General features: G+C 61.0%; 25 protein-coding genes and 1 pseudogene. 12 read left to right on the top strand and 14 right to left on the bottom strand.

Annotated features, from left to right (window positions below; all coding sequences use genetic code 11):
• Nucleotides 1–7 precede the first annotated feature (7 nt).
• Together ACR0AO_RS10140 and ACR0AO_RS10135 are read right to left on the bottom strand one after the other, a co-directional pair.
• Nucleotides 8–1,660, bottom strand: a complete 1,653-nt coding sequence (locus ACR0AO_RS10140; protein ID WP_480603174.1) for a DUF6504 family protein — start codon at nucleotides 1,658–1,660, stop codon at nucleotides 8–10.
• 65 nt (nucleotides 1,661–1,725) lie between these two features.
• Nucleotides 1,726–2,019, bottom strand: coding sequence for an I78 family peptidase inhibitor (locus tag ACR0AO_RS10135; RefSeq protein WP_480603023.1), 294 nt, complete (start codon nucleotides 2,017–2,019; stop codon nucleotides 1,726–1,728).
• A 130-nt stretch (nucleotides 2,020–2,149) separates the two neighbouring features.
• Between ACR0AO_RS10135 and ACR0AO_RS10130 the strand changes: the two genes are divergently transcribed.
• On the top strand, nucleotides 2,150–3,262 hold the full coding sequence (locus tag ACR0AO_RS10130) for an S-(hydroxymethyl)glutathione dehydrogenase/class III alcohol dehydrogenase (protein ID WP_480603022.1): 1,113 nt from the start codon (nucleotides 2,150–2,152) through the stop codon (nucleotides 3,260–3,262).
• A gap of 105 nt (nucleotides 3,263–3,367) precedes the next feature.
• Entirely contained in the window at nucleotides 3,368–4,093 is a 726-nt protein-coding gene (locus ACR0AO_RS10125; protein ID WP_480603021.1) for an NYN domain-containing protein, read from the top strand.
• On the opposite strand, the gene ACR0AO_RS10120 is transcribed toward ACR0AO_RS10125, so the two are convergent.
• From ACR0AO_RS10120 to ACR0AO_RS10110, 3 genes are all read right to left on the bottom strand, one after another.
• On the bottom strand, nucleotides 4,080–4,943 hold the full coding sequence (locus ACR0AO_RS10120; protein ID WP_480603020.1) for an EamA family transporter: 864 nt from the start codon (nucleotides 4,941–4,943) through the stop codon (nucleotides 4,080–4,082). The two genes, ACR0AO_RS10125 and ACR0AO_RS10120, sit on opposite strands and share 14 nt — an antisense overlap.
• A 3-nt stretch (nucleotides 4,944–4,946) precedes the next feature.
• Nucleotides 4,947–5,732 (bottom strand): phosphodiesterase, encoded by a 786-nt coding sequence (locus ACR0AO_RS10115; protein WP_480603019.1) that lies wholly within the window; start codon nucleotides 5,730–5,732, stop codon nucleotides 4,947–4,949.
• Between the two features lie 176 nt (nucleotides 5,733–5,908).
• Nucleotides 5,909–6,793, bottom strand: coding sequence for a LysR family transcriptional regulator (locus ACR0AO_RS10110; RefSeq protein ID WP_480603018.1), 885 nt, complete (start codon nucleotides 6,791–6,793; stop codon nucleotides 5,909–5,911).
• Nucleotides 6,794–6,886: 93 nt separating this feature from the next.
• Here ACR0AO_RS10110 and ACR0AO_RS10105 point away from each other — a divergent pair, with 93 nt between their 5' ends.
• Nucleotides 6,887–7,111, top strand: coding sequence for a hypothetical protein (locus ACR0AO_RS10105; protein ID WP_480603017.1), 225 nt, complete (start codon nucleotides 6,887–6,889; stop codon nucleotides 7,109–7,111).
• Nucleotides 7,112–7,194: 83 nt separating this feature from the next.
• On the opposite strand, the gene ACR0AO_RS10100 is transcribed toward ACR0AO_RS10105, so the two are convergent.
• Entirely contained in the window at nucleotides 7,195–7,824 is a 630-nt protein-coding gene (locus ACR0AO_RS10100; RefSeq protein ID WP_480603016.1) for a TetR/AcrR family transcriptional regulator, read from the bottom strand.
• A gap of 129 nt (nucleotides 7,825–7,953) precedes the next feature.
• Between ACR0AO_RS10100 and mbfA the strand changes: the two genes are divergently transcribed.
• The 7 genes from mbfA to ACR0AO_RS10065 all read left to right on the top strand — a co-directional run bounded on the left by mbfA (nucleotide 7,954) and on the right by ACR0AO_RS10065 (nucleotide 14,449).
• Nucleotides 7,954–8,928 carry an iron exporter MbfA gene (gene mbfA, locus ACR0AO_RS10095; RefSeq protein ID WP_480603015.1) on the top strand — a complete coding sequence of 325 codons (975 nt, stop codon included), beginning with the start codon at nucleotides 7,954–7,956 and terminating at the stop codon, nucleotides 8,926–8,928.
• Nucleotides 8,929–8,972: 44 nt separating this feature from the next.
• Nucleotides 8,973–9,902, top strand: coding sequence for an AEC family transporter (locus ACR0AO_RS10090; RefSeq protein ID WP_480603014.1), 930 nt, complete (start codon nucleotides 8,973–8,975; stop codon nucleotides 9,900–9,902).
• 93 nt (nucleotides 9,903–9,995) lie between these two features.
• Nucleotides 9,996–10,829, top strand: a complete 834-nt coding sequence (fghA, locus tag ACR0AO_RS10085; RefSeq protein ID WP_480603013.1) for an S-formylglutathione hydrolase — start codon at nucleotides 9,996–9,998, stop codon at nucleotides 10,827–10,829.
• Nucleotides 10,830–10,832: 3 nt separating this feature from the next.
• Nucleotides 10,833–12,308, top strand: a complete 1,476-nt coding sequence (gene sthA / locus ACR0AO_RS10080) for a Si-specific NAD(P)(+) transhydrogenase (protein WP_480603012.1) — start codon at nucleotides 10,833–10,835, stop codon at nucleotides 12,306–12,308.
• Nucleotides 12,305–12,760, top strand: coding sequence for a YaiI/YqxD family protein (locus ACR0AO_RS10075; RefSeq protein WP_480603011.1), 456 nt, complete (start codon nucleotides 12,305–12,307; stop codon nucleotides 12,758–12,760). Before sthA ends, ACR0AO_RS10075 begins: the two co-directional genes overlap by 4 nt.
• Before the next feature lie 163 nt (nucleotides 12,761–12,923).
• On the top strand, nucleotides 12,924–13,544 hold the full coding sequence (locus tag ACR0AO_RS10070) for an HAD family hydrolase (RefSeq protein ID WP_480603010.1): 621 nt from the start codon (nucleotides 12,924–12,926) through the stop codon (nucleotides 13,542–13,544).
• Nucleotides 13,541–14,449, top strand: coding sequence for an ornithine cyclodeaminase family protein (locus ACR0AO_RS10065; RefSeq protein ID WP_480603009.1), 909 nt, complete (start codon nucleotides 13,541–13,543; stop codon nucleotides 14,447–14,449). Before ACR0AO_RS10070 ends, ACR0AO_RS10065 begins: the two co-directional genes overlap by 4 nt.
• Here ACR0AO_RS10065 and ACR0AO_RS10060 read toward each other — a convergent pair whose 3' ends face one another.
• Nucleotides 14,450–15,691 (bottom strand): MFS transporter, encoded by a 1,242-nt coding sequence (locus ACR0AO_RS10060; RefSeq protein WP_480603008.1) that lies wholly within the window; start codon nucleotides 15,689–15,691, stop codon nucleotides 14,450–14,452.
• Nucleotides 15,692–15,842: 151 nt separating this feature from the next.
• Here ACR0AO_RS10060 and zapE point away from each other — a divergent pair, with 151 nt between their 5' ends.
• A complete protein-coding gene (gene zapE / locus ACR0AO_RS10055) occupies nucleotides 15,843–16,901 on the top strand; it encodes a cell division protein ZapE (protein ID WP_480603007.1) in 1,059 nt (352 codons plus the stop codon).
• 172 nt (nucleotides 16,902–17,073) lie between these two features.
• Here the strand turns inward: zapE and ACR0AO_RS10050 are convergent.
• Nucleotides 17,074–17,328 (bottom strand): annotated as a pseudogene (locus ACR0AO_RS10050) (TetR family transcriptional regulator C-terminal domain-containing protein); the annotation flags it as partial.
• On the bottom strand, nucleotides 17,328–17,465 hold the full coding sequence (locus tag ACR0AO_RS10045; RefSeq protein WP_480603006.1) for a hypothetical protein: 138 nt from the start codon (nucleotides 17,463–17,465) through the stop codon (nucleotides 17,328–17,330). The pseudogene ACR0AO_RS10050 and the gene ACR0AO_RS10045, both read right to left, overlap by 1 nt.
• 63 nt (nucleotides 17,466–17,528) lie before the next feature.
• Here ACR0AO_RS10045 and ACR0AO_RS10040 point away from each other — a divergent pair, with 63 nt between their 5' ends.
• A complete protein-coding gene (locus tag ACR0AO_RS10040; RefSeq protein ID WP_480603005.1) occupies nucleotides 17,529–18,044 on the top strand; it encodes an aminotransferase class III-fold pyridoxal phosphate-dependent enzyme in 516 nt (171 codons plus the stop codon).
• Here ACR0AO_RS10040 and ACR0AO_RS10035 read toward each other — a convergent pair.
• The 5 genes from ACR0AO_RS10035 to ACR0AO_RS10015 all read right to left on the bottom strand — a co-directional run bounded on the left by ACR0AO_RS10035 (nucleotide 18,010) and on the right by ACR0AO_RS10015 (nucleotide 25,147).
• Nucleotides 18,010–19,578, bottom strand: a complete 1,569-nt coding sequence (locus tag ACR0AO_RS10035; RefSeq protein WP_480603004.1) for a trimethylamine methyltransferase family protein — start codon at nucleotides 19,576–19,578, stop codon at nucleotides 18,010–18,012. The two genes, ACR0AO_RS10040 and ACR0AO_RS10035, sit on opposite strands and share 35 nt — an antisense overlap.
• 25 nt (nucleotides 19,579–19,603) lie before the next feature.
• Nucleotides 19,604–20,803 (bottom strand): aromatic ring-hydroxylating oxygenase subunit alpha, encoded by a 1,200-nt coding sequence (locus ACR0AO_RS10030; RefSeq protein ID WP_480603003.1) that lies wholly within the window; start codon nucleotides 20,801–20,803, stop codon nucleotides 19,604–19,606.
• Between the two features lie 8 nt (nucleotides 20,804–20,811).
• A complete protein-coding gene (locus tag ACR0AO_RS10025; protein WP_480603002.1) occupies nucleotides 20,812–22,878 on the bottom strand; it encodes an oxidoreductase in 2,067 nt (688 codons plus the stop codon).
• 91 nt (nucleotides 22,879–22,969) lie between these two features.
• Nucleotides 22,970–24,028 carry an extracellular solute-binding protein gene (locus ACR0AO_RS10020; RefSeq protein WP_480603001.1) on the bottom strand — a complete coding sequence of 353 codons (1,059 nt, stop codon included), beginning with the start codon at nucleotides 24,026–24,028 and terminating at the stop codon, nucleotides 22,970–22,972.
• Nucleotides 24,029–24,046: 18 nt separating this feature from the next.
• A complete protein-coding gene (locus ACR0AO_RS10015; RefSeq protein WP_480603000.1) occupies nucleotides 24,047–25,147 on the bottom strand; it encodes an ABC transporter ATP-binding protein in 1,101 nt (366 codons plus the stop codon).
• Nucleotides 25,148–25,161 lie beyond the last annotated feature (14 nt).

The raw sequence follows: 25,161 nt of genomic DNA, 5'->3' as shown, positions 1-25,161 counted from the left end.
CTGACTGTCACGCGAAACTGCCCTGACAGAACCAGCCCGAAGACAGGCTGCCGCCATGCCCATAGAACAGCCACAGCCGGTCGCCCTGTTCGGTCACCACCGCCCAATAGTCGCGCACGCCGCTGCGCCAGTCGGGGTCGTCCAGCCACCATTCCGGCGCGATGCGTTCGGGGCCGGTGGCCTGCGCCAGCCGCCAGTCTCGTCCACGCCAGCGGAACCGGTCGGGTACGGCCGGGGTATCCGGCGCCATCACCGGCTCGGGCCGCCACATCAGCAAGGGGCGCGGGCGCATGGGGGCGGGCCAGTCGCGCGCAGGCTCGGACCAGGCGGCGGCGAGGGTCTGGGCGGATTTCTCGGGGATGTGGGACGAGGCCGGGTGGCGGCGGGTGATCGCCTCGAGCCCCACCCGCGCGCCCAGCTTTCCGATCAGGTCATCGACGGCGGTGTTGCCCGCCAGCCGGTCGCGCACCGCACGGCTGGCCTCGGCATGGCCGGTGACGGTGCGGGCATGGACCGGCTCGGTCTGCACCGCCTCAAGCCGCAGCATGTCGATGCCATAGCCAGCATCGATCTGGTCGATCTTCATCTCGAGCAGGGGACGGATGCGGTGTTTGTCATAACTGGGCCGCGCCAGCCCGATCTCGATGATCCCGGCGGCCTGATCGGTGCGGTGGGCCTCCAGCCGCAAGGTGCGCAGGCCGCGCCTTTTCTCCTCGAGCCGGGCGCAGAGCGCGGGCAGCATCCGGTCGATGGCGGCCATCACATCCTCTTTCAGCCCGATCGGGTTGGGCAGGGTCATGCGCACCGCGAAATGGTGCGGCGGACGGGCGGGCGAGACCGGCTCGGGCGCGCTGCCCATGGCCTGATCCAGCCGCAGAACCAGCCCCCGCCCGAACCGGCGGGCAAGGCTGGCGCGGGGCTGGCCCAGCAGATCGCCGATCCGGCGCAGGCCCAGCCGGTTCAGTTGCGCCACGGTCTGGTTTTCCAGCCTGAGCGCCACGATGGGCAGCGGGCCGAGTGCGCCATAGGTCTGCCCCGGCAGGGCAATTCGGGCCCCGCCCCCCAGCGCCGTCACCTGTGGCGCCGCCCCGCCCCTGGTCCAGTGCCGCCGTTTGACCGCACGGGCGCGGGTGGCGCGGGCCTCCTGGCTGATGGCGTCGCCGGTACGGTCCGATCCGGCCTCCTGCCCGGCGTAACGCGCCAAGGCCCAGGCCGCGCCCAGCGTGTCGGCGATGCCCATCTGTACGCCGAGCCCCATATCGGCGCAGTCGGTCTCGATCACGCTCAGCAGGGTTTCCTCGCCCCCGAACAGATGCGCGCAGCCCGACAGGTCGATGACCAGCCCGTCCGGAGCTTCCTCGGCCACCCAGGGGCTGAACTTGCCCGCCCAGCGCCTGATTGCGGTCAGGAACGCCGCCTCGGCCGGGGCGTTGCGCGGGCGGGTGATCAGGGCCGCGCACATGGCATGGGCATCGCGCACCGGTTGGCCCACATGCAGACCAGCGGCCTGCGCCTCAATATTCAGTGAGGTGATGACCTGCATATTGGAGTGTTCGGCCACCACGGCCAGCGGGCCGGATTGCAGGCCGCGCGCGGCCCGCATCAGCCGTTCCGCCCCAAGACGGGGAAACCAAAGCGAAAGTATACGGCGTCTGGACATCCGGGCAACAACAAATGTTCTCAATTTGTTCTTATCCGGGAATCACCTGCCGAGTCGAGGGTGACCTAACCGCAGGTCAGGCGCTGAACGATGCCGTTTTCGTCCACAAAGACATTGAGCCTGTCGATGCGATAGTCCTGGGTGGCGATGCTGTCGGGTTCCAGCACCCGCGCCTTGTCCGGCAGGCTTGCCTGAATGCCTGACACCGGTTGGCCCGCCGCATCGGCAAAGGGTTCGCCGTCGCAAAAGGCCAGGTCCACCGGGGCCGCTTCGGGATCCGGGCCGGAGGCCTCCACATCCACGGACTCAGTTCCGCCGCAGGCAGCAAGCAGGGTGAAAACCACTAGAAATCGGTACATTGGCGCTCCTTCATGCGGTGATGCCGGTTCTGTGCGATCCTAGTCCGAACCATTCTGTAATGAAACGGGAGTTGAAAACACCCTGCAATTGACGCAGGGTCGGGACAAATTTGACAGGGAGACAATGACTATGCGTACCCGTGCCGCCGTCGCCGTTCAGGCGGGCAAACCTTTGGAAGTGATGGACGTGAATCTCGAAGGCCCCAAGGCAGGCGAGGTTCTGGTCGAGATCAAGGCCACCGGCATCTGCCACACCGATGAATTCACCCTGTCGGGCGCCGATCCCGAAGGCCTGTTCCCGGCCATTCTGGGCCACGAAGGCGCGGGCGTGGTGGTCGAGGTCGGCCCGGGCGTCACCAGCCTGAAGCCGGGCGATCACGTAATCCCGCTTTACACTCCGGAATGCCGTGAGTGCGAATACTGTCTGCATCCCAAGACCAACCTGTGTCAGGCGATCCGGTCGACGCAAGGCCAGGGCCTGATGCCGGACGGCACCTCGCGGTTCTCGACGCTGGATGGCGACCCGATCCTGCACTACATGGGCTGCTCGACCTTCTCGAACCACACGGTCCTGCCGGAAATCGCGCTGGCCAAAGTGCGCGAGGACGCGCCGTTCGACAAGATCTGCTATATCGGCTGCGGGGTCACCACCGGCATCGGCGCGGTGATCAACACCGCCAAGGTCGAGATCGGCAGCCGCGCCATCGTGTTCGGTCTGGGCGGCATTGGCCTGAACGTGATCCAGGGCCTGCGTCTGGCCGGGGCCGATCAGATCGTCGGTGTCGACCTGAACCCATCCAAGGTGGAAATGGCCACCAAGTTCGGCATGACCGATTTTGTGAACCCTTCCGAGGTCGAGGGCGATCTGGTGCCATATCTGGTGGACCTGACCAAGGGCGGCGCGGACTATACATTCGACGCCACCGGCAATGTCGGCGTGATGCGCGCGGCGCTGGAATCGGCGCATAAGGGATGGGGTGAGTCGATCATCATCGGCGTGGCGCCGGCCGGGGCCGAAATCTCGACCCGTCCGTTCCAGCTGGTTACCGGCCGCTCGTGGCGCGGCACCGCATTCGGCGGCGCCCGTGGCCGGACGGACGTGCCCAAGATCGTGGACTGGTACATGGAAGGCAAGATCGAGATCGACCCGATGATCACCCACACCATGGGTCTGGACGACATCAACAAGGGCTTTGACCTGATGCATGCAGGCGAAAGCATCCGGAGTGTTGTGATCTATTGATCCTGCTTGCATTCCCAAAATCGAAAATGGCCGGGTAATTTGTGCCCGGTCATAATTTTGCCTTGCTAATACGGCAATTTCCCAGCGTATTTTCAAGGTGATTTCATGACTTTAGATAAGAAGCGCCCAATCGCAGTTCTGATTGATGCCGAAAACGTATCGGCCAACTATGCTCAATCGGTATTCATGCAAGTCTCTCGCCTCGGCGATGCAACTATACGTCGCTTCTATTGCGACATTTCTAAACCAACCATCGCGTCGTGGATGGAACAGCAACCGCTCTTGGGTCTGACACCGGTGCATCAATCTCAGGTCGCCAACAATAAGAACGCGGCGGACATGGCGATGATCGTTGACGCGATGGACCTGATGTATAGCGGCCGCGTTACGGGTTTCGCAATTGTTTCGTCTGACAGCGACTTTACGCCACTCGCCCGCAGATTGCGCGAGCAGGGGATGCAGGTGTTTGGGTTTGGCGAAAAGAAGGTGCCCCGATCCTTCAGGTCTTATTGCAGCCGTTTTTTCGAGCTTGAAGAATTGCCAACGGATGTAATCAGGGCACCCGAACCCGCGACAGTTACGGCAGGCGTATCCGATGCTCAGGAACGTGTGTTGTCTGCCATGGCAATTTCAGGAACCACGGAGGGTTGGTATTCCCTTGGGGAAGTCGGCAGTCGGCTAAGGCAGAACGATGCCGAGTTTCGGCCCGGCAAGTACGGCTACAAAAAGCTGTCTGATCTGGTCAGGGTCATGCCATTGATCGAAGTAAGGCGCGGCGCGGGCAGTCAGCTCCTTCTCAGACGGGCGCAGCGGCAGCTCAGGACAGCGTAATCGACAGGATCCCCAGTGCGATCAGGCTGGCCCAGCCGATGCGGTGCAGGAAGCGCGGCTCTTTCAGAATGACCGCGGCGAGGATGACCGATACCGGGATCGACGCCTGCCGCACCGCGCTGACCGAGGCGGCCTCGGCCCCGAGCTGAAACGCGGTCAGGATGAAAAGGTAGGACAGATAGGAGGCGATCCCGGCAAAGACGATCCGGCCCGGCGCCAGTGCCCAGCCGCGTACGACCCCCAGAAACGGGGCGGACAGGTGACGGTCTTCCCAGGCCCGGATGCCGGCGAGCAACGGCGTGACCAGTACATAGGTGCAGAACAGGAAGGGCGCCGGGTTGGCCTGTTGCATGGCACTGGCGTCGCTCAGCGAATAGGCCGCCGACCCCAGCATTGCCATGACTGCCAGCGCAAATGCCTTGTGATCATGCAGCAGCCCGCCCTGTGATTTCTGGATCATCAGGCTGCCCAGCAGAACCAGCACGATTCCCAGAAGCGTGAGCCACGAGTATTGCTGATCCAGCGCCAGCCAGCTGAAGGCGACGATGGCAATCGGCGAAGAACGGATGATCGGGTAATAGACCGACAAATTACCACGCCGCAGGGCTGACAGGGTTCCATAGTAATAGAAGGTCAGCCCAAGGGCCGATATCACCACGAAGGGCCAGATTTCGCGTGGCAGGATGAGTGTCTGACCCGTGACCAGCGTATGGACCGCCGCCAGGATCACCCAGGTCAGCGATACGCCGACATAGCACGACACCGGATGCGCCGCGCCTTTCAGCGTCAGGTCGCGCAGCGGGTGGGTCGCCGCCGAGATCAGGACCAGTGCGATCCAGTACAGTTCCATGCTTCAGGTCTGGTGCAGGGGGTTGCGCTGCAGGAAGGTGTTGAAATGCACCGTCAACTGGTCATCCCCGATCTGCACCACACCATAGGCCGGTGGCTCATCGCAGAATTCGCCTTCGACACTGGCCGCATTCAGCGGGATCTGGTGGTTGAGGCTGGGCAGGCTGGTGAAGGGAATACCGCGCCAGTTCACATAGGTCATGCGATGCACGTGACCATAGAATACATGCCGGATGTTACGCCCATTTTGCAGAGCGTCGGCAAACGCGCCGGCCTCGATCAACCGGATCTCGTCCACGAAAGGGATACCGAGGTCGAAGGGCGGGTGATGCAGGAAAAGATAGCTGGGCTTGTCTCCGGCTTCGGTCAGCTGCTCCCTGAGCCAGTCCAGCCGGTCGGGGCACATCTGCCCTTCATGCACGCCGCGCCCGTCCTTGGTGGAATCGAGAAACAGGAATACCCCCTCATCGGTGTCGTGCCGGTGTTGAACAAATCCGTTGGTGTCCTTTGGATGGTCCGGGAAAACGGATTGGAACACGGCGCGGTCGTCGTGATTGCCGATCAGCAGGAAGCAGGGAAGCGCAAAAGCGGCCAGCCTTTCCTTGAGCGCCTCATACGCCTCGGCCTCGGCAAATTCGGCCAGATCACCGGAAATCACGCAAAAGGCGGCGTCGGCGTGCCACTTGGCGATGTCGTTCAGGCAGGCATCCAGCCGCGCGGAGGGCACCCCACCGTTCAACGGACCGCCGCCGCGGACAAGGTGGATATCCGTGATATGAATGAATTTCATCCGCAATGGCCTCCAATGAGTATGAAAATCGGACATCCGTGTTATCCGCCCGCCACGCAAGCTGTGATAACGATGTCGGCGATAGTCTCGTCTGAACGCGACAGAATGTTGGATTTGATCTCAGGCGGTTCCCTGGCCTGTCGCGGAGATCGGGCACCTGCCCCGCCCTCATCCGGCTATTTGAACGTTGCCGCATAGCGCGGTGCGAAGAATTTGGTGAAAGCTTTGACTTCGGGACGCCGATAGGCATCCGGCGCTATCAACATCATGTGCGACCTGGACAGTTCTTCGATATCGCCGAAGCATCGGACAAGAGCCTTGTCAAATTCAGCCTGCCGCAGGTTCACCAGCCCCAATCCCTGGCCTGCCCTGATGGATGCCTGCATCAGATCCACGTCGCTAAACGTCGCGACGATCTGCTCTGGTGATACCCGCTGCACAAGCCAGCGGTGCAAATAGTCCGGCACATCGCCATGTTCGAAGGTCACAAACCGGTGGCCCGAAAACTCGTCCGGAGATTTCGGCAGGCCGAATTCTTCAGCATAGCTGAACCCGGCGAACAATGCCCATTTCGCGGTACGAATAGGCCGGCAGATGAGATCTTCGTCCGGTTCGTTTTTCGTAACGCGTATCGCGATATCGGCCTCGCCCCCGGACAGGTTCAACACCCTGACGCTTGGAATGAACTCGAACGCAGCGCCCGGGAACCGGGCCGTGAACTCGCCGAATATGTCCATTACCCGGTCCGCGAATGCGCCTGGGGCGGTGATCCGGATCGGACGTTGTTCGGTCAGATCCCGCGTTTTGCTGGCAAAGTTCTCGGCCGCCTTTTCAATGGCTTCGGCCAGCGGCAGCAGTGCGCGCGCGTCCCTTGTCGGCCTGAACCCGCGTGTGTCACGTTCAAAAAGCGTGAGGCCGGTTTCGTTTTCCAGTGCTTCGATACGTCGTGCGACGGTGGGTTGAGCGATGCCCAGAACACGCGACGCGGCCAATGTCGAGCCCTCTCTGACCACCGCCAGAAACACGCGAATATCTGACCAGCTCCGGAATCTGTTCTTCATTTATGTAGAACAGCACAATTTCTGAACCGATACCAGACGCTTTGGTCACCGCCTATCGTGGTGTTCGAAGTTCTGGATCGGAGGGATCATGTCATGACCAACCTTGCTCTCGCGCGACTGGTGTTTACGGGACGATTTGCGGATCTCTGGAAACCTCTGGTGTCTTGGCGAAAAGAACCGACTCCAACGGAAGACCTGCAAGAGGAGGCTCGGGCCAGACGAGATTTTGCCCTTGAAATGCTGAATCATTATCCTGATGCATGCCAGGGCGATCTGAACGTTGAACACTTGGCGCATCTGTACCGCGGCAGATTCTGATCCGTTCGGGCCTCCGGTCTGCGACTGCACTGAAATTCATCGGGAATTCCTGGGTATCGGAGGCAAATCCAATTTTGGCCTGATCAGGCGGCGACCTCTGCCCCGTAACGCGCCATGAACGTATCGACTGCTTGCAGCGCCACCTCGTCGATTTCTTCCTGGCCAAAGCTGCTCTGGATGCCGAATGCGGCGCGCATCCACAGGCGGGTTTTGCACAATTCCGAGAATTGTCCGGCGGCAATCTGAACGTCGTCAATCACCAATTCACCCTTGGCCACGGCCTTTTCCAGATACTCTGTCAGTTGGCGCTGCCCGTTCTCGGGACCGGCGGCATAAAAGGCATGGCCAAGTTCCGGGAAGCGGTCACGCTCGGCCATGCAGATGCGGAAAACTTTCTGCGCGAAATCGGACACCAGAAACCCGGTCAGCTGCGTGGCCGCGATGGTCAGAACCTCGCGCGCGGGTTTGGTTTCGTCGATCATCGACAGGATTCGTTCGGACATCAGCCGGCATTCGGTTTGCGCCACCTCCATGAACAAGAGCCGCTTGTCCGGGAAATAGCTGTAGAGCGTCGCCTTGGACACCCCCGCCGCGCGGGCGATGTCGTCGACGCTGGCGCCTTCGAACCCATCCGCCATGAACACCTCGCGCGCACCCTGCAGAACCTGATCGAATTTGCGGCCGGTGCGATGGATGGCGGCGGTTTGAGTCATGGTATCTCCTGAGGTATTCGGTTTATCAAACTTATAAACCGATTGGTTCAGTTTCAACGGTTTTCGGGAGCCGTTGCATGATCCGGTGCAATCGCTAACTTAGAGCCATTCTAATTAAGGGGCGGCAGTATGCGTTTTCTCACTCAACGGAAGCATTTTCGCGACCTGTCCGAACAGGAGGTCATCGCGCTGGCCATTTCGTCGGAAGAGGACGACGCGCGCATCTATCGCTCCTATGCCGAAATGCTGCGCGGGGATTACCCCGCGACCGCTAAGATTTTCGACGGCATGGCAGCGGAGGAGGATGAGCATCGCGCCCGCCTGATCGCCCTGCACGAATCGCGGTTCGGCCCTGTGATCCCGCTGATCCGGCGCGAGCATGTGGCAGGTTACTATGCGCGGCGGCCGGTGTGGCTGGTGGAAAATCTGGGCATCGACCGCATTCGGGCCGAGGCCGAGGCGATGGAGAGCGACGCCGAACGGTTCTATCTGACGGCCGCGAAACGCACGTCGGACGCCGCCACGCGAAAACTGCTGGGGGATCTGGCGGTGGCGGAGGCCGGGCATCAGGCCGTCGCCTCAGAGCTGGAACACACGCATCTGAACGACGACATCCGCGCCGCCGAAGACGCGACCGCCCACCGGCAATTCATCCTGACATGGGTGCAGCCGGGGCTGGCAGGGCTGATGGACGGGTCGGTTTCGACACTGGCGCCCATCTTCGCCACCGCCTTCGCCACTCAGGACACGTGGACGACGTTTTTGGTCGGGGTGGCCGCCTCGGTCGGTGCCGGTATCTCGATGGGCTTTACCGAAGCGGCCTCGGACGACGGAGAATTGTCGGGGCGCGGCTCGCCGGTGAAACGCGGCATTGCCTCGGGGGTCATGACGGCGCTCGGCGGGCTTGGCCATGCCCTGCCCTATCTGATCCCCGAATTCTGGACCGCGACGACCATCGCCATCATCATTGTGTTCTTCGAGCTGTGGGCGATTGCCTGGATACAGAACAAATACATGGAGACGCCATTCTTCCGCGCCGCGTTTCAAGTGGTTCTGGGGGGCGCATTGGTTTTGGCAGCCGGCATATTGATCGGCAGCGGATGACGCTCGCGCTTGTCAATCGGTAAAACTATGTTACCAATTTCGCCATGATCGAGATCTTTCTGCGCACATTGCCGTTCTTTGCGATCATCGGTTTGGGATACTGGGCCGGGCGAAGCCGCTTTTTCAGCGAAGAGGCGACGGCCTATCTGACCAAGTTCGTTTTCTATTTCGCGCTGTCGGCGATGCTGTTTCGGTTCGCGGCCACCCTGCCCTTTGCCGAGATTTTCAACGGCAGACTGGTGATCGGCTATCTGATGGGCACCGCCGGCGTTTACGCGCTGGCCACGCTTGTGGCCTATCTGCGCGGGCTGGACATCCCGACTACAGCGGTCGAGGCGCAATGCGCAGCCATCGGCAATGTTGGTTTTCTCGGCCTGCCGATGATGGCGATGCTGTTCACAGAGGCGGCCATCGGCCCGATGATGCTGGTGTTGACGGTGGATCTGGTGGTGTTCTCCTCGCTGATCGTGATCCTGATCAATGGCGGGCGGGACGGCAGGCTGACGTCTGGTACACTGCGGCTCATCGGTGTGGGACTGCTAAAGAACCCGATGATCGTGTCGATCACCATCGGCCTGCTCTGGTCCGCCATCCGGCTGCCGGTTCCGGCACCGTTCGAGAACTTCCTGACCATTCTGGGCGGCGCGGCGACGCCCGGGGCACTGTTCGCCATTGGCGCCTCGCTTGCCAGCAAGTCGGCAGAGCGGCCGCAGATCGCGGCTTGGCTGAGCTTTTGCAAACTCGCGGTCCATCCGGCGCTGGTCGCAGTTGCACTGCTTTGGCTGATCCCTGTCGACCCCTTTGCCGCCACCGTCGCCATCGCCGCCGCCGCGCTGCCGGTGGCGGGTAACGTCTATATGCTGGCGGCGCATTATGGCGTCGCACCGCATCGCGCCTCGGCGGCAATTCTGCTGTCGACGGCGGCCAGCATCGTGACCGTGCCCTTGGTCATTGCCTGGATCGGCACCCCCTGACGCAAATTGCCGCCGCCTGACGCTCCTGCACTTTACGGCAGGCTCCGCTGCCGTTAGCCATGGCGTAACATCAAGCGCAAGGACCGAGCCATAATGGAAACCCTTTCCGAGAACACCTGTTTTGGTGGCACACAGGGCGTTTACCGCCACACCTCAGCCGCCTGTAACTGCGACATGACCTTTGGCCTGTTCCTGCCCGCCGAAGCCAGGCACGGCCCGGTGCCGGTGTTGTGGTATCTGTCAGGCCTGACCTGCACCCATGAAAACGCCATGACCAAGGCCGGTGCACAGATCTGGGCCGCCGAGCAGGGCATCGCGCTGGTCTTCCCCGACACCTCGCCGCGCGGCGAAGATGTGGCCGATCACGAAGATTACGATCTGGGTCAGGGCGCCGGGTTCTACGTGAACGCGACCCAGACGCCATGGGCGCCACATTTCAACATGTGGGACTATGTGGCCGAAGAACTGCCTGCGCTACTGACGGAGAACTTTGCCGTCGACGGCGACCGGCAGGCGATCACCGGTCATTCCATGGGCGGGCATGGCGCGCTGACGCTGGCGATGAACCTGCCGGGGCGTTACCGCTCGGTCTCGGCCTTCGCGCCGATTTCGAACCCCACCGGCAGCGACTGGGGCCGCAAGCAGCTAAGCGCCTATCTGGGCGATGACGAAACCAACTGGGCCAGGCACGACGCGTCGCTGCTGATGAAGGATACGGGCTTTGACGGCCCGATCCTGATCGACACCGGCACCAACGACCAGTTCATCGACCTGCTGCACCCCGAGGCGCTGGCCGCCGCCATCGCCGGGCGCCGCCAGCAGGCCACCAACCGGATGCAGCCGGGATACGACCATTCCTATTTCTTCGTCTCGACGTTCATGGAGGACCACGTCGCCTTTCACGCCGAAGCGCTTTACGGAGACTGAGACATGAGCAGCCATGACTATGACCTGATCATCATCGGCTCGGGCCCTTCGGGGAAATCCGCAGCGATTCAGGCAGGCAAACTGAAACGCAAGGTTCTGGTCATCGACCGCAAGGACCGGCTGGGCGGAGTGTCGGTGCATACCGGCACGATCCCGTCCAAGACCCTGCGCGAAACCGTGCTGAACCTGTCGGGCTGGCGCGAGCGCAGCTTTTACGGGCTTGCCTATCGCGTCAAGGATCAGATCAGCGCCGACGACCTCAAGGCGCGTCTGCATATGACGCTCGACTATCAGGTCGATGTGCTGGAGCATCAGTTCAACCGGAACCATGTGGAGACCCTGAGCGGTCTGGCAAGGTTCGTCGCCCCGCATGAGATCGAGGTCACGTCGGACAGCGGCGAAACCACCCGGCTGACGGCGGCCAAGTTTCTGATCGCGACGGGCACCAAGACCTACCGGCCCGACTATGTCCCGTTCAATGGCAGGAGCATCGTGGACGGCGACGAGTTTCTGGAGATGGAGGAGATCCCCCGCTCGCTGGTCGTGATCGGCGCGGGTGTGATCGGGGTGGAATATGCCACCATGTTCTCGGCGCTGGATGTGCGGGTGACCCTGATCGAGCCGCGCGAGACCTTCCTGGATTTCATCGACCGCACCCTGATCCAGGAATTCACCCATCAGATCCGCGAAAACGGCGTCGATCTGCGGCTGGGCTCGGCGGTGGAAAAGATCGAGGATGCAGGAAGCCATGTCGAGGTGAGCCTGGCCAATGGCCGCCATGTACGGGCCGAGATGCTGCTGTTCGCCGCCGGGCGCATGGGCATGACCTCGGCGCTGAACCTCGACGCGGTGGGGCTGGAAACCGATCACCGCAACCGCATCAGCGTGGACCGCAGGACCTATCAGACGGCGGTGCCGCATATCTATGCAACCGGCGACGTGATCGGGCATCCCTCGCTGGCCTCGACCTCGCTGCAGCAGGGGCGGGTTGCCGCCTGTCACGCGCTGGAAACGCCGACGCTGCCGGAAAGCCCATGGTATCCCTATGGCATCTATTCGGTACCCGAGATGTCGACCTGCGGCATGTCCGAAGAGGAATTGCAGGAACGCGGCATCCCCTATGAGGTCGGCGTGGCGCGGTTCCGCGAAACCTCGCGCGGGCATATCATGGGGCTGGAACATGGCATGTTGAAAATGCTGTTCTCGCTGAAAACCCGCCGGGTGCTGGGGGTGCAAATTGTCGGCGAAGGTGCGACCGAACTGATCCACATCGCGCAGGCGGTACTGAATCTGAAGGGCACGGTGGACTATTTCGTGCAGAACACGTTCAACTATCCGACGCTGGCCGAAGCCTACAAGATCGCCGGTCTGGACGCGTTCAACCGGATGCCGATCCCGAAGGAGTTCAAGGTGCGCAAAAAGCCGGTCGAGGTCAAACCCGAACCCAAAGAGGCCGAAAAGAAGGTCAAAAAGGCGTGACGACGCTTTATGTCGATGCCGACGCCTGCCCGGTCAAGGCCGAGGCGGAAAGGGTGGCGACGCGGCATCGGCTTCCGATGGCTCTGGTATCGAACGGCGGGTTGCGCCCGTCGGCGAACCCACTGGTGCAGGTGGTGACCGTGGCCGAAGGCGCGGACGAGGCCGACAAGTGGATCGCCGAGCGCTGCGGCAAGGGGGATGTGGTGGTGACCTCGGATATTCCGCTGGCGGCCAGATGCGTCGAGGCGGGCGCACGGGTTCTGCGCCCCAACGGAGAGGCGTTCACCGCAGCCAATATCGGACAGCAACTGGCGATGCGCGACCTGATGGCGGATCTGCGCGCCGCCAACCCGCTGGGCGCGGGCGGCGGCGGCAAGCCGTTCGGCAAAGCGGACCGGTCACGGTTCCTGGACGCGCTGGAGCGGGAAATCCGGGCGGCGCGGCACGGGTGATCGGTAGTGCTCCCGCCCGAAGGCGCCACATCACAGATGTGCCCCTTCGGTTGGGCCGGGCATCGCGCGGGCAAGGCCCGCACGATGCGGTTGGCGCTTGCACATCCGGGCGGGAGTTGGTTCAGTCGCCCTGCCCGTTCCGAACCCTCACAGGATGCATCCGATGCCCGTAAACGCCGTCATATTCGACATAGGCAATGTTCTGATCGAATGGCAGCCCGAGCGCTATTACGACCGGGTGATCGGCGAGGACCGCCGTCGGGCGATGTTTGCCGAGGTCGATCTGCATGGCATGAACGATCTGGTCGATCAGGGGCATCATTTCACCGACACGATTTACGATTGGGCCGAGAAATACCCTGAATGGCGCGACGAGATCCGCATGTGGCATGACAGGTGGATCGATCTGGCCACGCCCGAGATTCCGCGTTCGGTCCGCCTGCAGAGGGCGCTGCGGGCCAGGGGCGTGCCGGTTTTCGCGCTGACCAATTTCGGGGTGCAGAATTTCGACTATGCCTGCACCGTCTATCCGTTTCTGAACGAGTTCGACAAGCACTATGTCTCGGGCCGGATGCAGACAGTCAAACCGCACGCGCCGATCTATGAGATGGTCGAAGCCGATTGCGGCTTGCCGCCCGAGACCCTGCTGTTTGCCGACGACCGCATCGACAACATTGAAACCGCCCGCGCCCGGGGCTGGCAGACGCATCATTTCAACGGCCCCGAAGGTTGGGCCAGGCGTCTGGTGGCCGAGGGGTTGCTGACGGAAAGCGAGGCCCAATGACAATCACCCAAATCCCCTTTGCCGAAGGCGAAGCAAATCTCGACTGGCTGGAACTGACCGAAGCGCTGGCGGCAGGGCACAAGCTGCCCAAGGCCGAAATCGGCGATACGCTGCTGTATCGCGACCCCGACACGCTGTTGTCGCGGGCGGCGTGGATCGACGGGCTGGGCATGGCGGTGAAGACCGCCAATATATTCCCCCGCAACCCCGAACGCGGAGAGCCGCTGATCAACGGCGCGGTGAATGTCTATAGCGACCATGACGGGGCGCTGTCGGCGCTGGTCGATTTTCATCTGGTCACCAAGTGGAAGACCGCCGGGGACAGCCTGTTGGGGGCATTGCGGCTGGCAAATCCTGGCAGCCGCGAGATTCTGATCGTCGGCGCCGGTACCGTCGGGCAGTCCCTGTGCGAGGCGTTTGGCGCCGGATACCCGGATGCCCGGCTGCGCCTGTGGAACCGGACCTTGTCCAAGGCCGAGGATCTGGCGGCGAAGCTGGAGGGTGTCGATGTGACACCGGATCTGGCGGAGGCGGTGAACCGGGCCGATATCGTGATCTCGGCCACGATGTCGTCGGTGCCGGTGATCAGGGGCGAATGGCTGCGGCCGGGCCAGCACCTGAACCTGATCGGCGCCTATCGTCCCGACATGCGGGAGTCCGATGACGAGGCGTTGCGCCGCTCGCGTATCTTTGTCGACAGTTTCGATACCACGGTGGAGCATATCGGAGAAATCATGACGCCGCTGGCCGAAGGGGTCATCTCGCGTTCGGACCTGCTGGCCGATTTCTATGATCTGGACGCCTTTGGCTATGAGCCGGGGTCGATATCATTGTTCAAGAACGGCGGCGGCGCGCATCTGGACCTGATGACCAGCCGCTACATTCTGGACAAATGGCAGGGATGATCAGGCCGGTTGCGGCGTTCCTGGCCGGTTTTCACGGATCGGCAGGTGCACGATGGCGCTGAAGGCTCCGACACCCACTCCGACCCACCAGACCATGGTATAGTCCCCGTATATGTCATACATCCGCCCGCCCAGCCAGATTCCCAGGAAACTGCCGATCTGGTGGCTGAGGAAAATGATGCCGTAGAGCGTGCCCATATAGCGCAGCCCGTAAAGATGCGCGACTAGGCCCGAGGTCAGAGGCACGGTCGCCAGCCAGAGCGACCCCATCACGATCGAGAACAGGATTACGGTAAGAGGAGTGATCGGAAACAGGATAAACGCGGCCGCGGCAAGTGTTCGCGCGGTGTAGACGCCCGCCAGCACGTATTTCTTGGGGAAATGATTTCCAGCCCAACCTGCCAGAAGCGTGCCGCCGATATTGGCCAGACCGATGAGAGAGATCGACAGAGCCCCCAGGCCAGAGGTCGTGGTGATGCCCATGGAATGCAGCACGCCGCCCGGCTGAATCGGACCGCACATCTCGGTCACGAAGGCCGGGAAATGAGCCGTGACAAAGCCAAGCTGATAGCCACAGCTGAAAAAGCCCGCGAAAATAAGCGCATAGGACGGGTCGCGGAACGCTTTTCCGAGGATGCGGCTCATGCTTTCCTCAACCTCGGGTCTGCTGGCCTGCACGGGTGCGCGCATGAATGGAAGCGTCAGGATCATTGCCAGAATCGCTGCGGCGAAGATCACGAACACCTGTTGCCAGGGCAGAAAGCCCAACATCCATTCGGCGGCCGGCGCGCCGATCACCTGGCCGAAACTGCCGGCGGCGGTGACGATGGCCAGCGACATCGAGCGGTTTTCCTCCGCCGCCGCCCGCGCGACCACCGCCAGCACCACGCCGAAACCGGTGCCCGCAATGCCGAAGCCCACCAGCCACGCGTAAAGCTGATGTTCGAGCGGTGTGGTGGACCAGGCGGTCAGGACCATGCCCGCCGCATAAGTCAGCGCCCCCATCACGATGGCGCGGCGATCGCCGATCTTTTCGGCAATGGCGCCGAATACCGGCTGGCCGATACCCCAGGCGAGATTCTGGATCGCGATCGCCATCGAAAATTCGGCGCGCAGCCAGCCGAATTCGGTCGCAATCGGAATCTGGAACACCCCAAATGACGCACGCACCGCAAAGCTCACCATGATGATGATGCATCCGACAGTCAGAACCGGGGTCAAAAGGCGGGCCGGGCGATCCATGCGTACTCCGGGTTGGGGTTTCGGGCACGGACGGTAGCTGGAAACGATGCAAGGTCAATTCAGGAAATTTGGTCACAGGGATAAGGGAATTTGATGTGACGAGGTGTAATCCCCGCTTTTCAAGGTGGAAAGCGGGCGGTATGCCTCGGGAATGTTCGACGTGATTTCGCTTTACTCCGACCGCGTGACCGAAGGCATTCTGCACGCAGATGACGCGCAAGAGGCGGTTCTGCCCGAGTTCGAACGTATCCGTTCGGAACTGGCCCGCCCGGTCAAACGGGGGCTGTTCCGCAAACCGCCGCCACCGCCCAAGGGACTGTATTTGTGGGGCGGCGTCGGACGCGGCAAATCCATGCTGATGGATATGTTCGTGGAAACGCTGGGCGATATTCCGGTGCGGCGGGTGCATTTCCATGCCTTCATGCAGGAAATCCACGCAAAGATGCATGCCGCGCGCCAACGCGGCGCCGAGGATTCGCTGGCCCCGGTGGCAGCGGAGGTGGTGAAATCGGTCAAGGTGCTGGCCTTTGACGAAATGCAGATCACCGATATCACCGACGCGATGATCGTGGGGCGGCTGTTCGAGTTCCTGTTCGACGCAGGCGTGGTGGTGGTGACCACCTCGAACCGGGTGCCGGATGATCTTTATAAGGACGGGCTGAACCGGCAGTTGTTCCTGCCCTTCATCAAGCTGATCAAGGAGCAGTTGGTGGTGTGGGAAATGGTCTCGCCCACCGACTACCGGCAGAACCGGCTTGAGGGCGCGAAGGTCTATTTCACCCCGATCGGACCCGAGGCGCGCGAAGGCATCCGCGCGGTCTGGCGGGATCTTTCGGGCGGGCCGGCCGAGCCGCTGACCCTGCATGTGAAAGGACGCGAGGTGGTACTGCCCGCCTTTCGCAACGGGGTGGCGCGGGCATCGTTCTATGATCTCTGCGGGCGGATGCTGGGACCCGGGGATTATCTGGCGATTGCCGAAGAGGTAAAGGTGCTGGTGCTTGAGGACATCCCGCGCCTGTCGCGCAACAACTTCAACGAGGCCAAGCGATTCGTGACCCTGATCGACGCTTTGTACGAGGCCAAGGTGCGGCTGATCTGTTCGGCGGCAGCAGAGCCCGAAATGCTGTATGTCGAGGGCGAAGGCACTTTTGAGTTCGAACGCACCGCGTCGCGCCTGCGCGAGATGCAGGCCAGGGACTGGGGCGCCTAGTCACGGCGACCCTGCGCCATTCAACGGCAACGGTGTTCCACGCGAACTCTCGCACCCAATTCCAGAGCGCTTCGGATGGCTGTTTCCCTGGCTCCGCGAAAAGCCCCTGAAAGAATGACCGCAATTCGAACAGGCAGATATTGACGGCTTCTGCGCGTTTGAAAGTGTCGGAGTGCAGGTGATTGTCGGTCCATAACCCCTCCGGCAGGGCCAGCAGGGCGTCCGTGGCACGCTTTGCGTCAGCGCGCGCATAGCCGCTCTCGTGCTTCAATGTCTCGCACGGGTGCAAGATCATCGACCGGAAACCCTGGTCTCGTGAAGCGATGTAGGGATAGACATCCGGGTTCGAGAGCGCATCTGCGCGAAACGCAAGCCAGATCGCGACGTATCGCGCATTCAGGACATGCGGATTGAAATCCGCCTCCATCACACGATGCAGCTTTTCGCGGACTTCAGTTCGACTTTGTCTGCGATTGCTTTCCACTGCTCGAAATAGCGGGCCGACAATTCTTCGGCCACGGCGAGCAACAGCATTTCCTTGGGCCCGAAATGCAGGTTGACCATGCCTCGCGACAATCCCGACAGTTCCTGAATTTTTGCAGCCGTGGTTCCGCGAAGGCGGAATGTGTGAACGGCCCCGCAGCCGCCGGTCTCAAGACGATTGAAATCATGGAGCGTGACGGCGTTCTTGAGCACGTACGGGCGATCACGCCGCTGTTCGAGAAACGGCTCAAGGCTCTGGGAGAGTTGCCGTTGGTCGGTGACGCGCGCGGCATGAGGCTGGTCGGCTGCGTGGAATGCGTCGCCGACACGGATGCCGACAACTTGCCGGACTTCGACAAATCGGTGGCGGCGCTGATTGACCGGCATTGCCGGGAGAACGGGCTGATCCTGAGGCCACTCATCAACATGTGCGTTTTTTCTCCGCCACTGATCATCAACGCGGACGAGTTGAACCTGATGTTCGACATTCTGGAAAAAGGCATCCGGCTGACAACCGAAGGTCTGGCGTGTCAGGGGGCCTTGAAAATTCAGGTGCGAATCCGCCCCATGAAAAAGGCATCGCAACCCGAAGGATCGCGATGCCTGCCGATACCGAATGCGGCACTCAGCTGGCGCGCATCGCTTCGGGCGGTAGTTTGATCGGAAATCTGGACCGGACCTCCTCATCAAATTTGCTACCGAAATAGTTAGGATAGTGATTGGACAGAATGTCGTTCACCACCGCGCGGCTTCTTTCGAACATGTCCTGACGGCCCGCTTTTTCCCATGTATCGGTCAGTTCCCGGTCCATGAGCGTGGGATAGACATACTCGGTCTCCATGTACTGCAGGGTCTGGGTATTGCCCAGGAAATGCCCGGGCTCGATCGCGCAGTCGTGGATCACATCGACCGAAAGCGTCTCGTCGCTCACCTCGATCCCCCGAAGCGTTCGCGAAATCATGCCCGCCGCTTCATTGTCGATGACCATGGACTCGAAACTACATCCCATCAGGCTGCCGACCATGCCGCCAAACTCGCACAGCCTGTTGGCTCCCGCATGGGCTGCAAGCGCAAAGGTCAGCGCCTTTTCCAGCCCATATTGCGCATCCGGAATTTTCGAATCCGTCATGCCACAGCCGACGCTGGTCGGCAGGTTGTAGAAATTGCCCATCTGGATCGCCGCGGCCGAGATCAGCGCCTGTTCGCCACTGCCGCCGGTAAACGACCCGGTGCGCAGATCGGTGATAAAGGGCCAGGCCGCGAAAACAACGGGTGTCCCGGGAGTGATGAGGTTTGCGATGGCCACGCAAGACAGCGTTTCCGCCACCGCCTGCGCCAGCGTTCCGGCCAACGGTGCAGGTGACGTCGCCCCGGCCTGCGGCGGCACGGCAAGATCGCAGACCAGTCCAAGTTTCGCCGTGTCGATCAGAATTTCCAGGTTTTCCCGCCCGAACCTGAGCGGCGAAACGATCGGGCAACCGCCAAAAATGACGGATGGCTTTTCAAGAAACTTACCCTCTCCACCCGATGCCAGATCGAACAGATGGATCGCGTCCTGAATATGCTCTCGCGTGCGGAATGTCAGGCAGGATGGTTTTTCGCTGCCCGCCAGAATGGCATAGAGCATGCTCATGTCATGTTCGTAATCCTGCGGCACATCCGTCGCCAGAACCGTGTCGCCGGTCATGTGAATATTGTCCAGCCGGTCAACCAGACGCGTGAAATCGTAAATATCCTTGAGCGTTGACGGTCTGTAACTGCGCGTCTCGGCGTCGAACGTGGTCACCGCCGTACCGGAGTTTGCGTAATACACCTTGTCCTTGGTGCAGTGCATGTCGTCCTTGCCGGCCCGCGATCCGCGCGCGTGGACATAGAATTCACTGGCCGCCTTTGACAGCAAATCCTCCATCAATGCGCGCGGAAAGCAAAGCCTGCCATGCTCATTCACGGTCGCGCCTTTCGGCAGTACCAGATCAAGGACCTCCTGGGTTGGATCTCCGATACCGGTGCGTTCCAGAATGCTGAGCGCGGCATTGTGAATGCGCGCCATATCCGTGTCTGAAAGGGGTTTGTATCGCCCGCCCGGAATGCCCGGCCAGATCGCCTGAGATGGCGCATTGCTGGTCCTCACCGCTGCCCGGGCCTCGCGCCCGCCCCCGCGCCGTCTCGATCTGCGCTGAACTAGTTCTGTCATGGTCGTACTCCGAATTTTGCGCGCATCAAATCATGCCGAAATAGGTGCGATAGAAGCCGGGAATGCTCCGTTCCATCTCGGACAATGGTCCTGGAACGAAACGGTGCGAGTTCACGCCTTCCTGATTGTGCCGGATGATCCGTTCATCATCGAGCGAGGTGACATGCCAAAGCCACGTCAGGGCATCCCTGTCATAATCACGCCCCTCTTCGGCATCCCCGCGCACGTACCAGACGATCTGAATATCCGTCTCTTGCAGGCTGCGGGGGACGAACCGGTAACCGACCACATGATCGGCATAGACGAGAAAATAGTTCAGCGTGCCAACGGCCAGATCCGTGGCCCCACCATCATGCCCTTGCAAGTCACCCAGGGCAGGCGCCAGAGGCGCGCCGTCGCGGCTGCCGGTCAGATATCCGGGAAACAGCGGGTAGCGCCGCCAATAGACATCCGCACCCGGTGCGATGGCGCTCTCGCCAGTCAGGTCCAGTTGCTGCGGTGAAAGGCCAATCGCCTCCATCCGCTCATGCAGTGCCCCGCTGAATTCCAGAACCTGTTCCGGGTCTTTCAGCGAATGACTGCGGGAATAATCCTGATGCGACGGCGCGCAGTGATAGCACTCCAGATAGTTTTCCAATGCCAGCTTCCAGTTCGCCGGAACGGGGTATGACGCCTCGTGCGCGATCTTCAGGTTTTCGAAATCGAACGGTCTGGACAGAGGCTCCAGCCTTTCCAGCGCGTCGTCCAGCGGCGGGGCGTCTTCGGAAACGCAGATGAATATCAGGCCCTGAAAAATTCTAACCAGAACCGGAAACAGCCCATATTCGCCCGGATCGAAATCCGGCCCCATGGCCCGCCCGTTGCGCAGTTTGCCGTTCAGATCAAAGGTCCAGGCGTGATAGGGGCAGACGAAACTTCGCGCCTTGCCGGCCTTTTCAAGACAGACACGAGATCCCCGGTGACGGCAGACGTTCAGATGCGCGCGCACCTCGCCCTCGCGGTCGCGCACGACGATTACCGACTCCGAGCCATAATCGAACAGGAAGTAGTCGCCAGGTTCGGCGATCTGACTCACGTGACCGACCCAGATCCAGTTGCGGTTCCAGAACGAACGAATGTCGTTCTCATAAACCTCCTGAGACGTGTAGAAATGGCGCGGCAGGGCAAAGCCCTCGCGTTGTGTCTCCATCAAGTCACGCATCACTTGCAGGTCGTCTTTCGGCATCGCTCACCTCATGCAGTTTCGAGGGAAATCAATTCCCGGCGGAAGAATTCGCGGTCGATATCGTCCGCGTTACGTTCAAAGTTTCGGGCCGCCATGTGTCCCGAATAGACCGCGTCGGCGATCAGTCCGGGATTTGCGGCGTCACCGATCAGCTCCAGCTTATTCAGCGGGCTGCCGGTCAGCGCGCGAAGCGCATCGTAAAGCGCGGTCTCGCGCGCCCGTTGCGTCACCAGAAGAACCGATCCGCATTCCGCAGTTTGTGGCCGGTTCGTATAGACGCATTGCAGCGTTGCATGCCCCGGGCCGGCGCTTGCGACGGTGTGGGACATGATCAGTCGAACCCCTTTTTCCAAAAGGCTGCGCTGCACCCGAGCCTGTTCCAACGTCAGTTCGGTGAACGGGGAAACCATCGAAGCCGGGGTCACAAAGATGATTTCGCGGCCGTTTTGCGCCAAATGGTCCGCCAGAACTGCGCCGAGATAAGCCTGATCGTCATCGTAGACCAAAACCGGGCCGTCTCCGGGCAATGTGCCCGACATGATGTCATCCGGTGTCAGAATTCGGGTACCCGGCCCGATTGAGACGCCATCAAATGCAGATTTTCCGCGACCATCCCGCCGCCACGATGCGCCGGTCGCCAGAAAGACGTTCGGAATGCCAAGTTCCACTACTTCACCGGGCGACAAGCGGCTGTCAGTGAACAGTTGAACGTTGCCGCGCTGCTGCAGGTCGTAGATACGGTGATCCGTGACCCGTTTCCAAGCAGACAGCCCCGCCAGACCGGATTCCTGCAGCACCCGGCCACCAAGCTCCGGCTTTGCTTCGGCCAGGGTTACTTCGTAGCCTCGGCGCGCCAGTTGCATGGCGCATTCAAGCCCTGCCGGTCCGCTGCCTACTACAAGCGCGGCATCCTCTTTTCCCCGGCTTTCTATGATTTCAGGATGCCATTTCCGGCGCCATTCCTCACCCATGGTCGGGTTCTGCGTACACCGGATGGGGACTCCCAGAGAATCGGATGAAACACAGATATTACATCCGATGCATTCGCGGATTTCCTCGATCCGGCCTTCCCTGATCTTGTTGGGCAGAAACGGGTCGGCGATCGATGGCCGCGCCGCGCCGATGAAATCAAGGATTCCCTTCTTGACCAGTGATACCATCAAGTCCGGAGAAGTAAGACGTCCGACGCCCACCACAGGTTTGGAAGTGACCTGTTTGACGAACTCGACATACGAGGTTTGAAAACCATCGCGGGGCTCAAAGCGGGTGGTGGCGGAATCGTTGCTCCAGTCCGCGACGTTGACGTCCCAGAGATCGGGGAGCTCCGCCAGCATCTCGACAACCGCGCGGCCTTCTTCCTGCGCCTGCATTCCATCGGAACCCAGCATTTCATCGACCGCGAAGCGAAGGGCGACGGCGCAATCGTCACCGACCTCCTCTCTGGTTTCTTCCAACAGTTCGCGGGTCAGCCGCACCCGGTTTTCCAGTGAACCGCCGTATTCGTCGGTCCGATCATTGAACTGCGGCAGCAGAAAATGGTGCGGCAGTGTCATGTGATGCCCGGCGTAAATATATACAATGTCAAAGCCCGCCTCGCGCGAGCGCCGCGCCGCCGCGCGATGCCACTTGCGAAACTCGCGGATGTCCGTCTTGTCCATTGCCCGGGCCTGCTTGGGATAGGCGGTCTGCAGGGCGAGCTCTGACGGAGCAAGCAGCGGTGCCCGGCTCAGGTGGTTTTGTGCATGATGGCCGTTATGGGCCAGCTGGATTGCGGCAAGCGACCCCTTCTCTTTAACTGCGTTGGTTATCAAGCGCAGTGCAGGAATGTCCCGATCGTCCCAGATCCGGTTCTCAGAATAGGGAGACAGATCCGAAGTTGGATGAATCTCGGCCTCCTGGGTGGACACGACGGCCCAGCCGCCCTCGGCCTTCATCGCCCGCATGGCGGCCTCGGCCTGTGGCCGCATATGCCCCAAACCGTTGCAGTGAGGCACCTGATAGAACCGATTTCGGGCCGTCACAGGCCCGATCTGAACCGGTTCAAAGAGAACAGAATATTGGTCAGCGCCTGACATTGCCGCGCTTCCTCCAGAAAACCAGGGAATAGTTCCGCGGGAACGGCGGGCTGTTTGACCCAACCGTTCCCTATTGTGGGGTTAGATGTGCTCAGAAGCCCGCTTTGATGCGTTCGAACTCCTTCAGCATCTTGGCTTCAAGCTCGGGGGTGACCGCGTCGAAGAACAGACTGCCGTCAAAGAAGCTGTCCACATCCGAGAATCCGTATGTCTTGATCAGTTCCGGGTCCGCCTGTGCAAACGCATCCTCGTTGGCATGGGCATAGCCCCAGCTTTCGATGATATACTTGCCGCTGGCCGCAGAGCTGAGCGCGTTGAGCATGTCATAGACCTGCTCATCCGGCTGTTTGGCAGATTTCAGATGCACATAGCCGCAGACCCATGTGGCAATTCCCTTGTCCACATCGCGCATCATGACCGCCGGAGTTTCGTTCCAGATCAGGTTCAGTTCCGACTGGTTCCAGCCCCAGCCCAATGTCACCTCACCGCTGGCAATCGCCTGATCAAGCTGCCCCGCGTCGGACCAATAGAAACGCACGTTCGGATGAATTGCGCGCAGGTAATCCGCCGCTTTCTGGAATTCCTCGTCACTCATGTCGGTATAGCTGGAGGCGCCTGTTGCCAGCGCGGCCATGGCAAATGCACTGGATGCGGCGTCCGGAATGGCCACTTTGCCCTGATAGGCAGGGTCCGTCAGCAATTGCAGCGACACATCGTCCGACGAAACCATGTCGGTTCGGTAGATCAGGCCGGTATTGCCCCATTCGAACGGCACCATATAGGTCTGGCCATCGATCGTGATGCCATCGACCTCTTTGATCTTGGGCATCAGCTTGTCCCAGTTCTCCAGCTTGCTGGTGTCAATCGGCTTGAGCATATCCGCGGCCACCCATTTGCGCAGGGCATCGGTGCAGGGATGGGCCAGGTCCGCCTCGAACCCCGACTGAAGCTTGGTGAACGCCTCCTCGACGCTGCCGAAATAGGTATAGCTGGGCGGGCCGCCGTATTTTTCGACGTAGTCGCCATAAAATCCCTGATCCTCGTAACCGGACCAGTCGAAAACCGTCAGGTCGGCCGCATTGGCCAATGCATGACTTGCCGTAAAACTGGCGATCGCCGCCGCCGCGAATGCTGTCGTTGCTTTTCTCATTTCTCTCCTCCCAAAGATTTATGCGTCTCTTTTTCCCAGATCGATCACCGACGCGTTCTGAACGCCCAGCCAGACGGTGTCGCCGCGCCTGTGATCGACCGTGTGAAAGTAGTTTGGCACCGCGACCGAGATGCTGTCCGTCAGGCCGCCGATGCGGACATAATAGTGGACGCTCTCGCCATAGAACGCCACGTCCGTGACCTCGCCCTGGACATAGGCGTCATATCCGTCCGGCTTTTCTGCGCCGATTTCCAACTGTTCGGGCCGAATGCCCACAAGCAGGTCTTTATCATGGGTCCGAACGTTGGGGTTCACCCCGATTGTCATTTGCCCGAACCCCTGAACGGTGACTTCCAGCGTGTCTGTGCCCTGCCCTGCAACCTCGGCGTTCAGAAAGTTCATTCCGCCGATGAACGACGCAACTTCGCGGTTGCAGGGCTGCGAATACAAGACCTCGGGCTTGTCGACCTGCTTGAGCTGACCGGCGAACATGACGCCGATGCGGTCGGACATCGTCATCGCCTCGTACTGGTCATGCGTGACCATCACGAATGTGATGCCCAGCTTTTGCTGGAGGCGGCGCATTTCCAGTTGCATGGCCTCGCGCAGGTTCTTGTCGAGCGCCGACAAGGGCTCGTCCAGCAAAAGCACCTTGGGGCGCATCACCAGGGCGCGGGCCAGCGCCACACGTTGCCGCTGCCCCCCGGACAACTCGTTTGCCTTGCGATCCTGCAAACCGCCAAGTTCGACCATCTCAAGCGCTTCGGCAACACGTTCCCGGATTTCCTTCCGCGACAGTTTGGTCTTGCGCAGGCCGAACCCCACATTGTCGCCGACATTCAGATGCGGAAAGATCGCATAGCTCTGGAACACCATATTGGTCGGACGCTTGTTGGCCGGAACATCGCCCATGGCGCGCCCGTCAATTCGAATTTCGCCTTTCTCGTGGTCCTGAAATCCGGCAATCATACGAAGCGCCGTCGTCTTGCCGCACCCGGATGGCCCGAGCAGCGAAAAGAACTCGCCCTCCTTCAATGTGAGATTCAGGTCGGAGACGGCCACAAAGGAACCGAAGCGTTTTTCGACGCCCTGGATTTCGATGATGTTCTGTTCACTCATCCTGTTCGTTTCCT

It is taken from the genome of Ruegeria sp. AF8 (assembly GCF_056541825.1).
Note: the sequence above shows the minus strand (reverse complement) of the source record. Positions and strands in the feature narration are given on the sequence as shown.

Bases quoted from the DNA above. Each gene is read 5' to 3' on its own strand.
- ACR0AO_RS10140 (WP_480603174.1), bottom strand. From the start codon at position 1,660: ATGTCCAGACGCCGTATACTTTCGCTTTGGTTTCCCCGTCTTGGGGCG.
- ACR0AO_RS10135 (WP_480603023.1), bottom strand. From the start codon at position 2,019: ATGTACCGATTTCTAGTGGTTTTCACCCTGCTTGCTGCCTGCGGCGGA.
- ACR0AO_RS10130 (WP_480603022.1), top strand. From the start codon at position 2,150: ATGCGTACCCGTGCCGCCGTCGCCGTTCAGGCGGGCAAACCTTTGGAA.
- ACR0AO_RS10125 (WP_480603021.1), top strand. From the start codon at position 3,368: ATGACTTTAGATAAGAAGCGCCCAATCGCAGTTCTGATTGATGCCGAA.
- ACR0AO_RS10120 (WP_480603020.1), bottom strand. From the start codon at position 4,943: ATGGAACTGTACTGGATCGCACTGGTCCTGATCTCGGCGGCGACCCAC.
- ACR0AO_RS10115 (WP_480603019.1), bottom strand. From the start codon at position 5,732: ATGAAATTCATTCATATCACGGATATCCACCTTGTCCGCGGCGGCGGT.
- ACR0AO_RS10110 (WP_480603018.1), bottom strand. From the start codon at position 6,793: ATGAAGAACAGATTCCGGAGCTGGTCAGATATTCGCGTGTTTCTGGCG.
- ACR0AO_RS10105 (WP_480603017.1), top strand. From the start codon at position 6,887: ATGACCAACCTTGCTCTCGCGCGACTGGTGTTTACGGGACGATTTGCG.
- ACR0AO_RS10100 (WP_480603016.1), bottom strand. From the start codon at position 7,824: ATGACTCAAACCGCCGCCATCCATCGCACCGGCCGCAAATTCGATCAG.
- mbfA (WP_480603015.1), top strand. From the start codon at position 7,954: ATGCGTTTTCTCACTCAACGGAAGCATTTTCGCGACCTGTCCGAACAG.
- ACR0AO_RS10090 (WP_480603014.1), top strand. From the start codon at position 8,973: ATGATCGAGATCTTTCTGCGCACATTGCCGTTCTTTGCGATCATCGGT.
- fghA (WP_480603013.1), top strand. From the start codon at position 9,996: ATGGAAACCCTTTCCGAGAACACCTGTTTTGGTGGCACACAGGGCGTT.
- sthA (WP_480603012.1), top strand. From the start codon at position 10,833: ATGAGCAGCCATGACTATGACCTGATCATCATCGGCTCGGGCCCTTCG.
- ACR0AO_RS10070 (WP_480603010.1), top strand. From the start codon at position 12,924: ATGCCCGTAAACGCCGTCATATTCGACATAGGCAATGTTCTGATCGAA.
- ACR0AO_RS10065 (WP_480603009.1), top strand. From the start codon at position 13,541: ATGACAATCACCCAAATCCCCTTTGCCGAAGGCGAAGCAAATCTCGAC.
- ACR0AO_RS10060 (WP_480603008.1), bottom strand. From the start codon at position 15,691: ATGGATCGCCCGGCCCGCCTTTTGACCCCGGTTCTGACTGTCGGATGC.
- zapE (WP_480603007.1), top strand. From the start codon at position 15,843: ATGTTCGACGTGATTTCGCTTTACTCCGACCGCGTGACCGAAGGCATT.
- ACR0AO_RS10045 (WP_480603006.1), bottom strand. From the start codon at position 17,465: ATGGTCAACCTGCATTTCGGGCCCAAGGAAATGCTGTTGCTCGCCGTG.
- ACR0AO_RS10035 (WP_480603004.1), bottom strand. From the start codon at position 19,578: ATGACAGAACTAGTTCAGCGCAGATCGAGACGGCGCGGGGGCGGGCGC.
- ACR0AO_RS10030 (WP_480603003.1), bottom strand. From the start codon at position 20,803: ATGCCGAAAGACGACCTGCAAGTGATGCGTGACTTGATGGAGACACAA.
- ACR0AO_RS10025 (WP_480603002.1), bottom strand. From the start codon at position 22,878: ATGTCAGGCGCTGACCAATATTCTGTTCTCTTTGAACCGGTTCAGATC.
- ACR0AO_RS10020 (WP_480603001.1), bottom strand. From the start codon at position 24,028: ATGAGAAAAGCAACGACAGCATTCGCGGCGGCGGCGATCGCCAGTTTT.
- ACR0AO_RS10015 (WP_480603000.1), bottom strand. From the start codon at position 25,147: ATGAGTGAACAGAACATCATCGAAATCCAGGGCGTCGAAAAACGCTTC.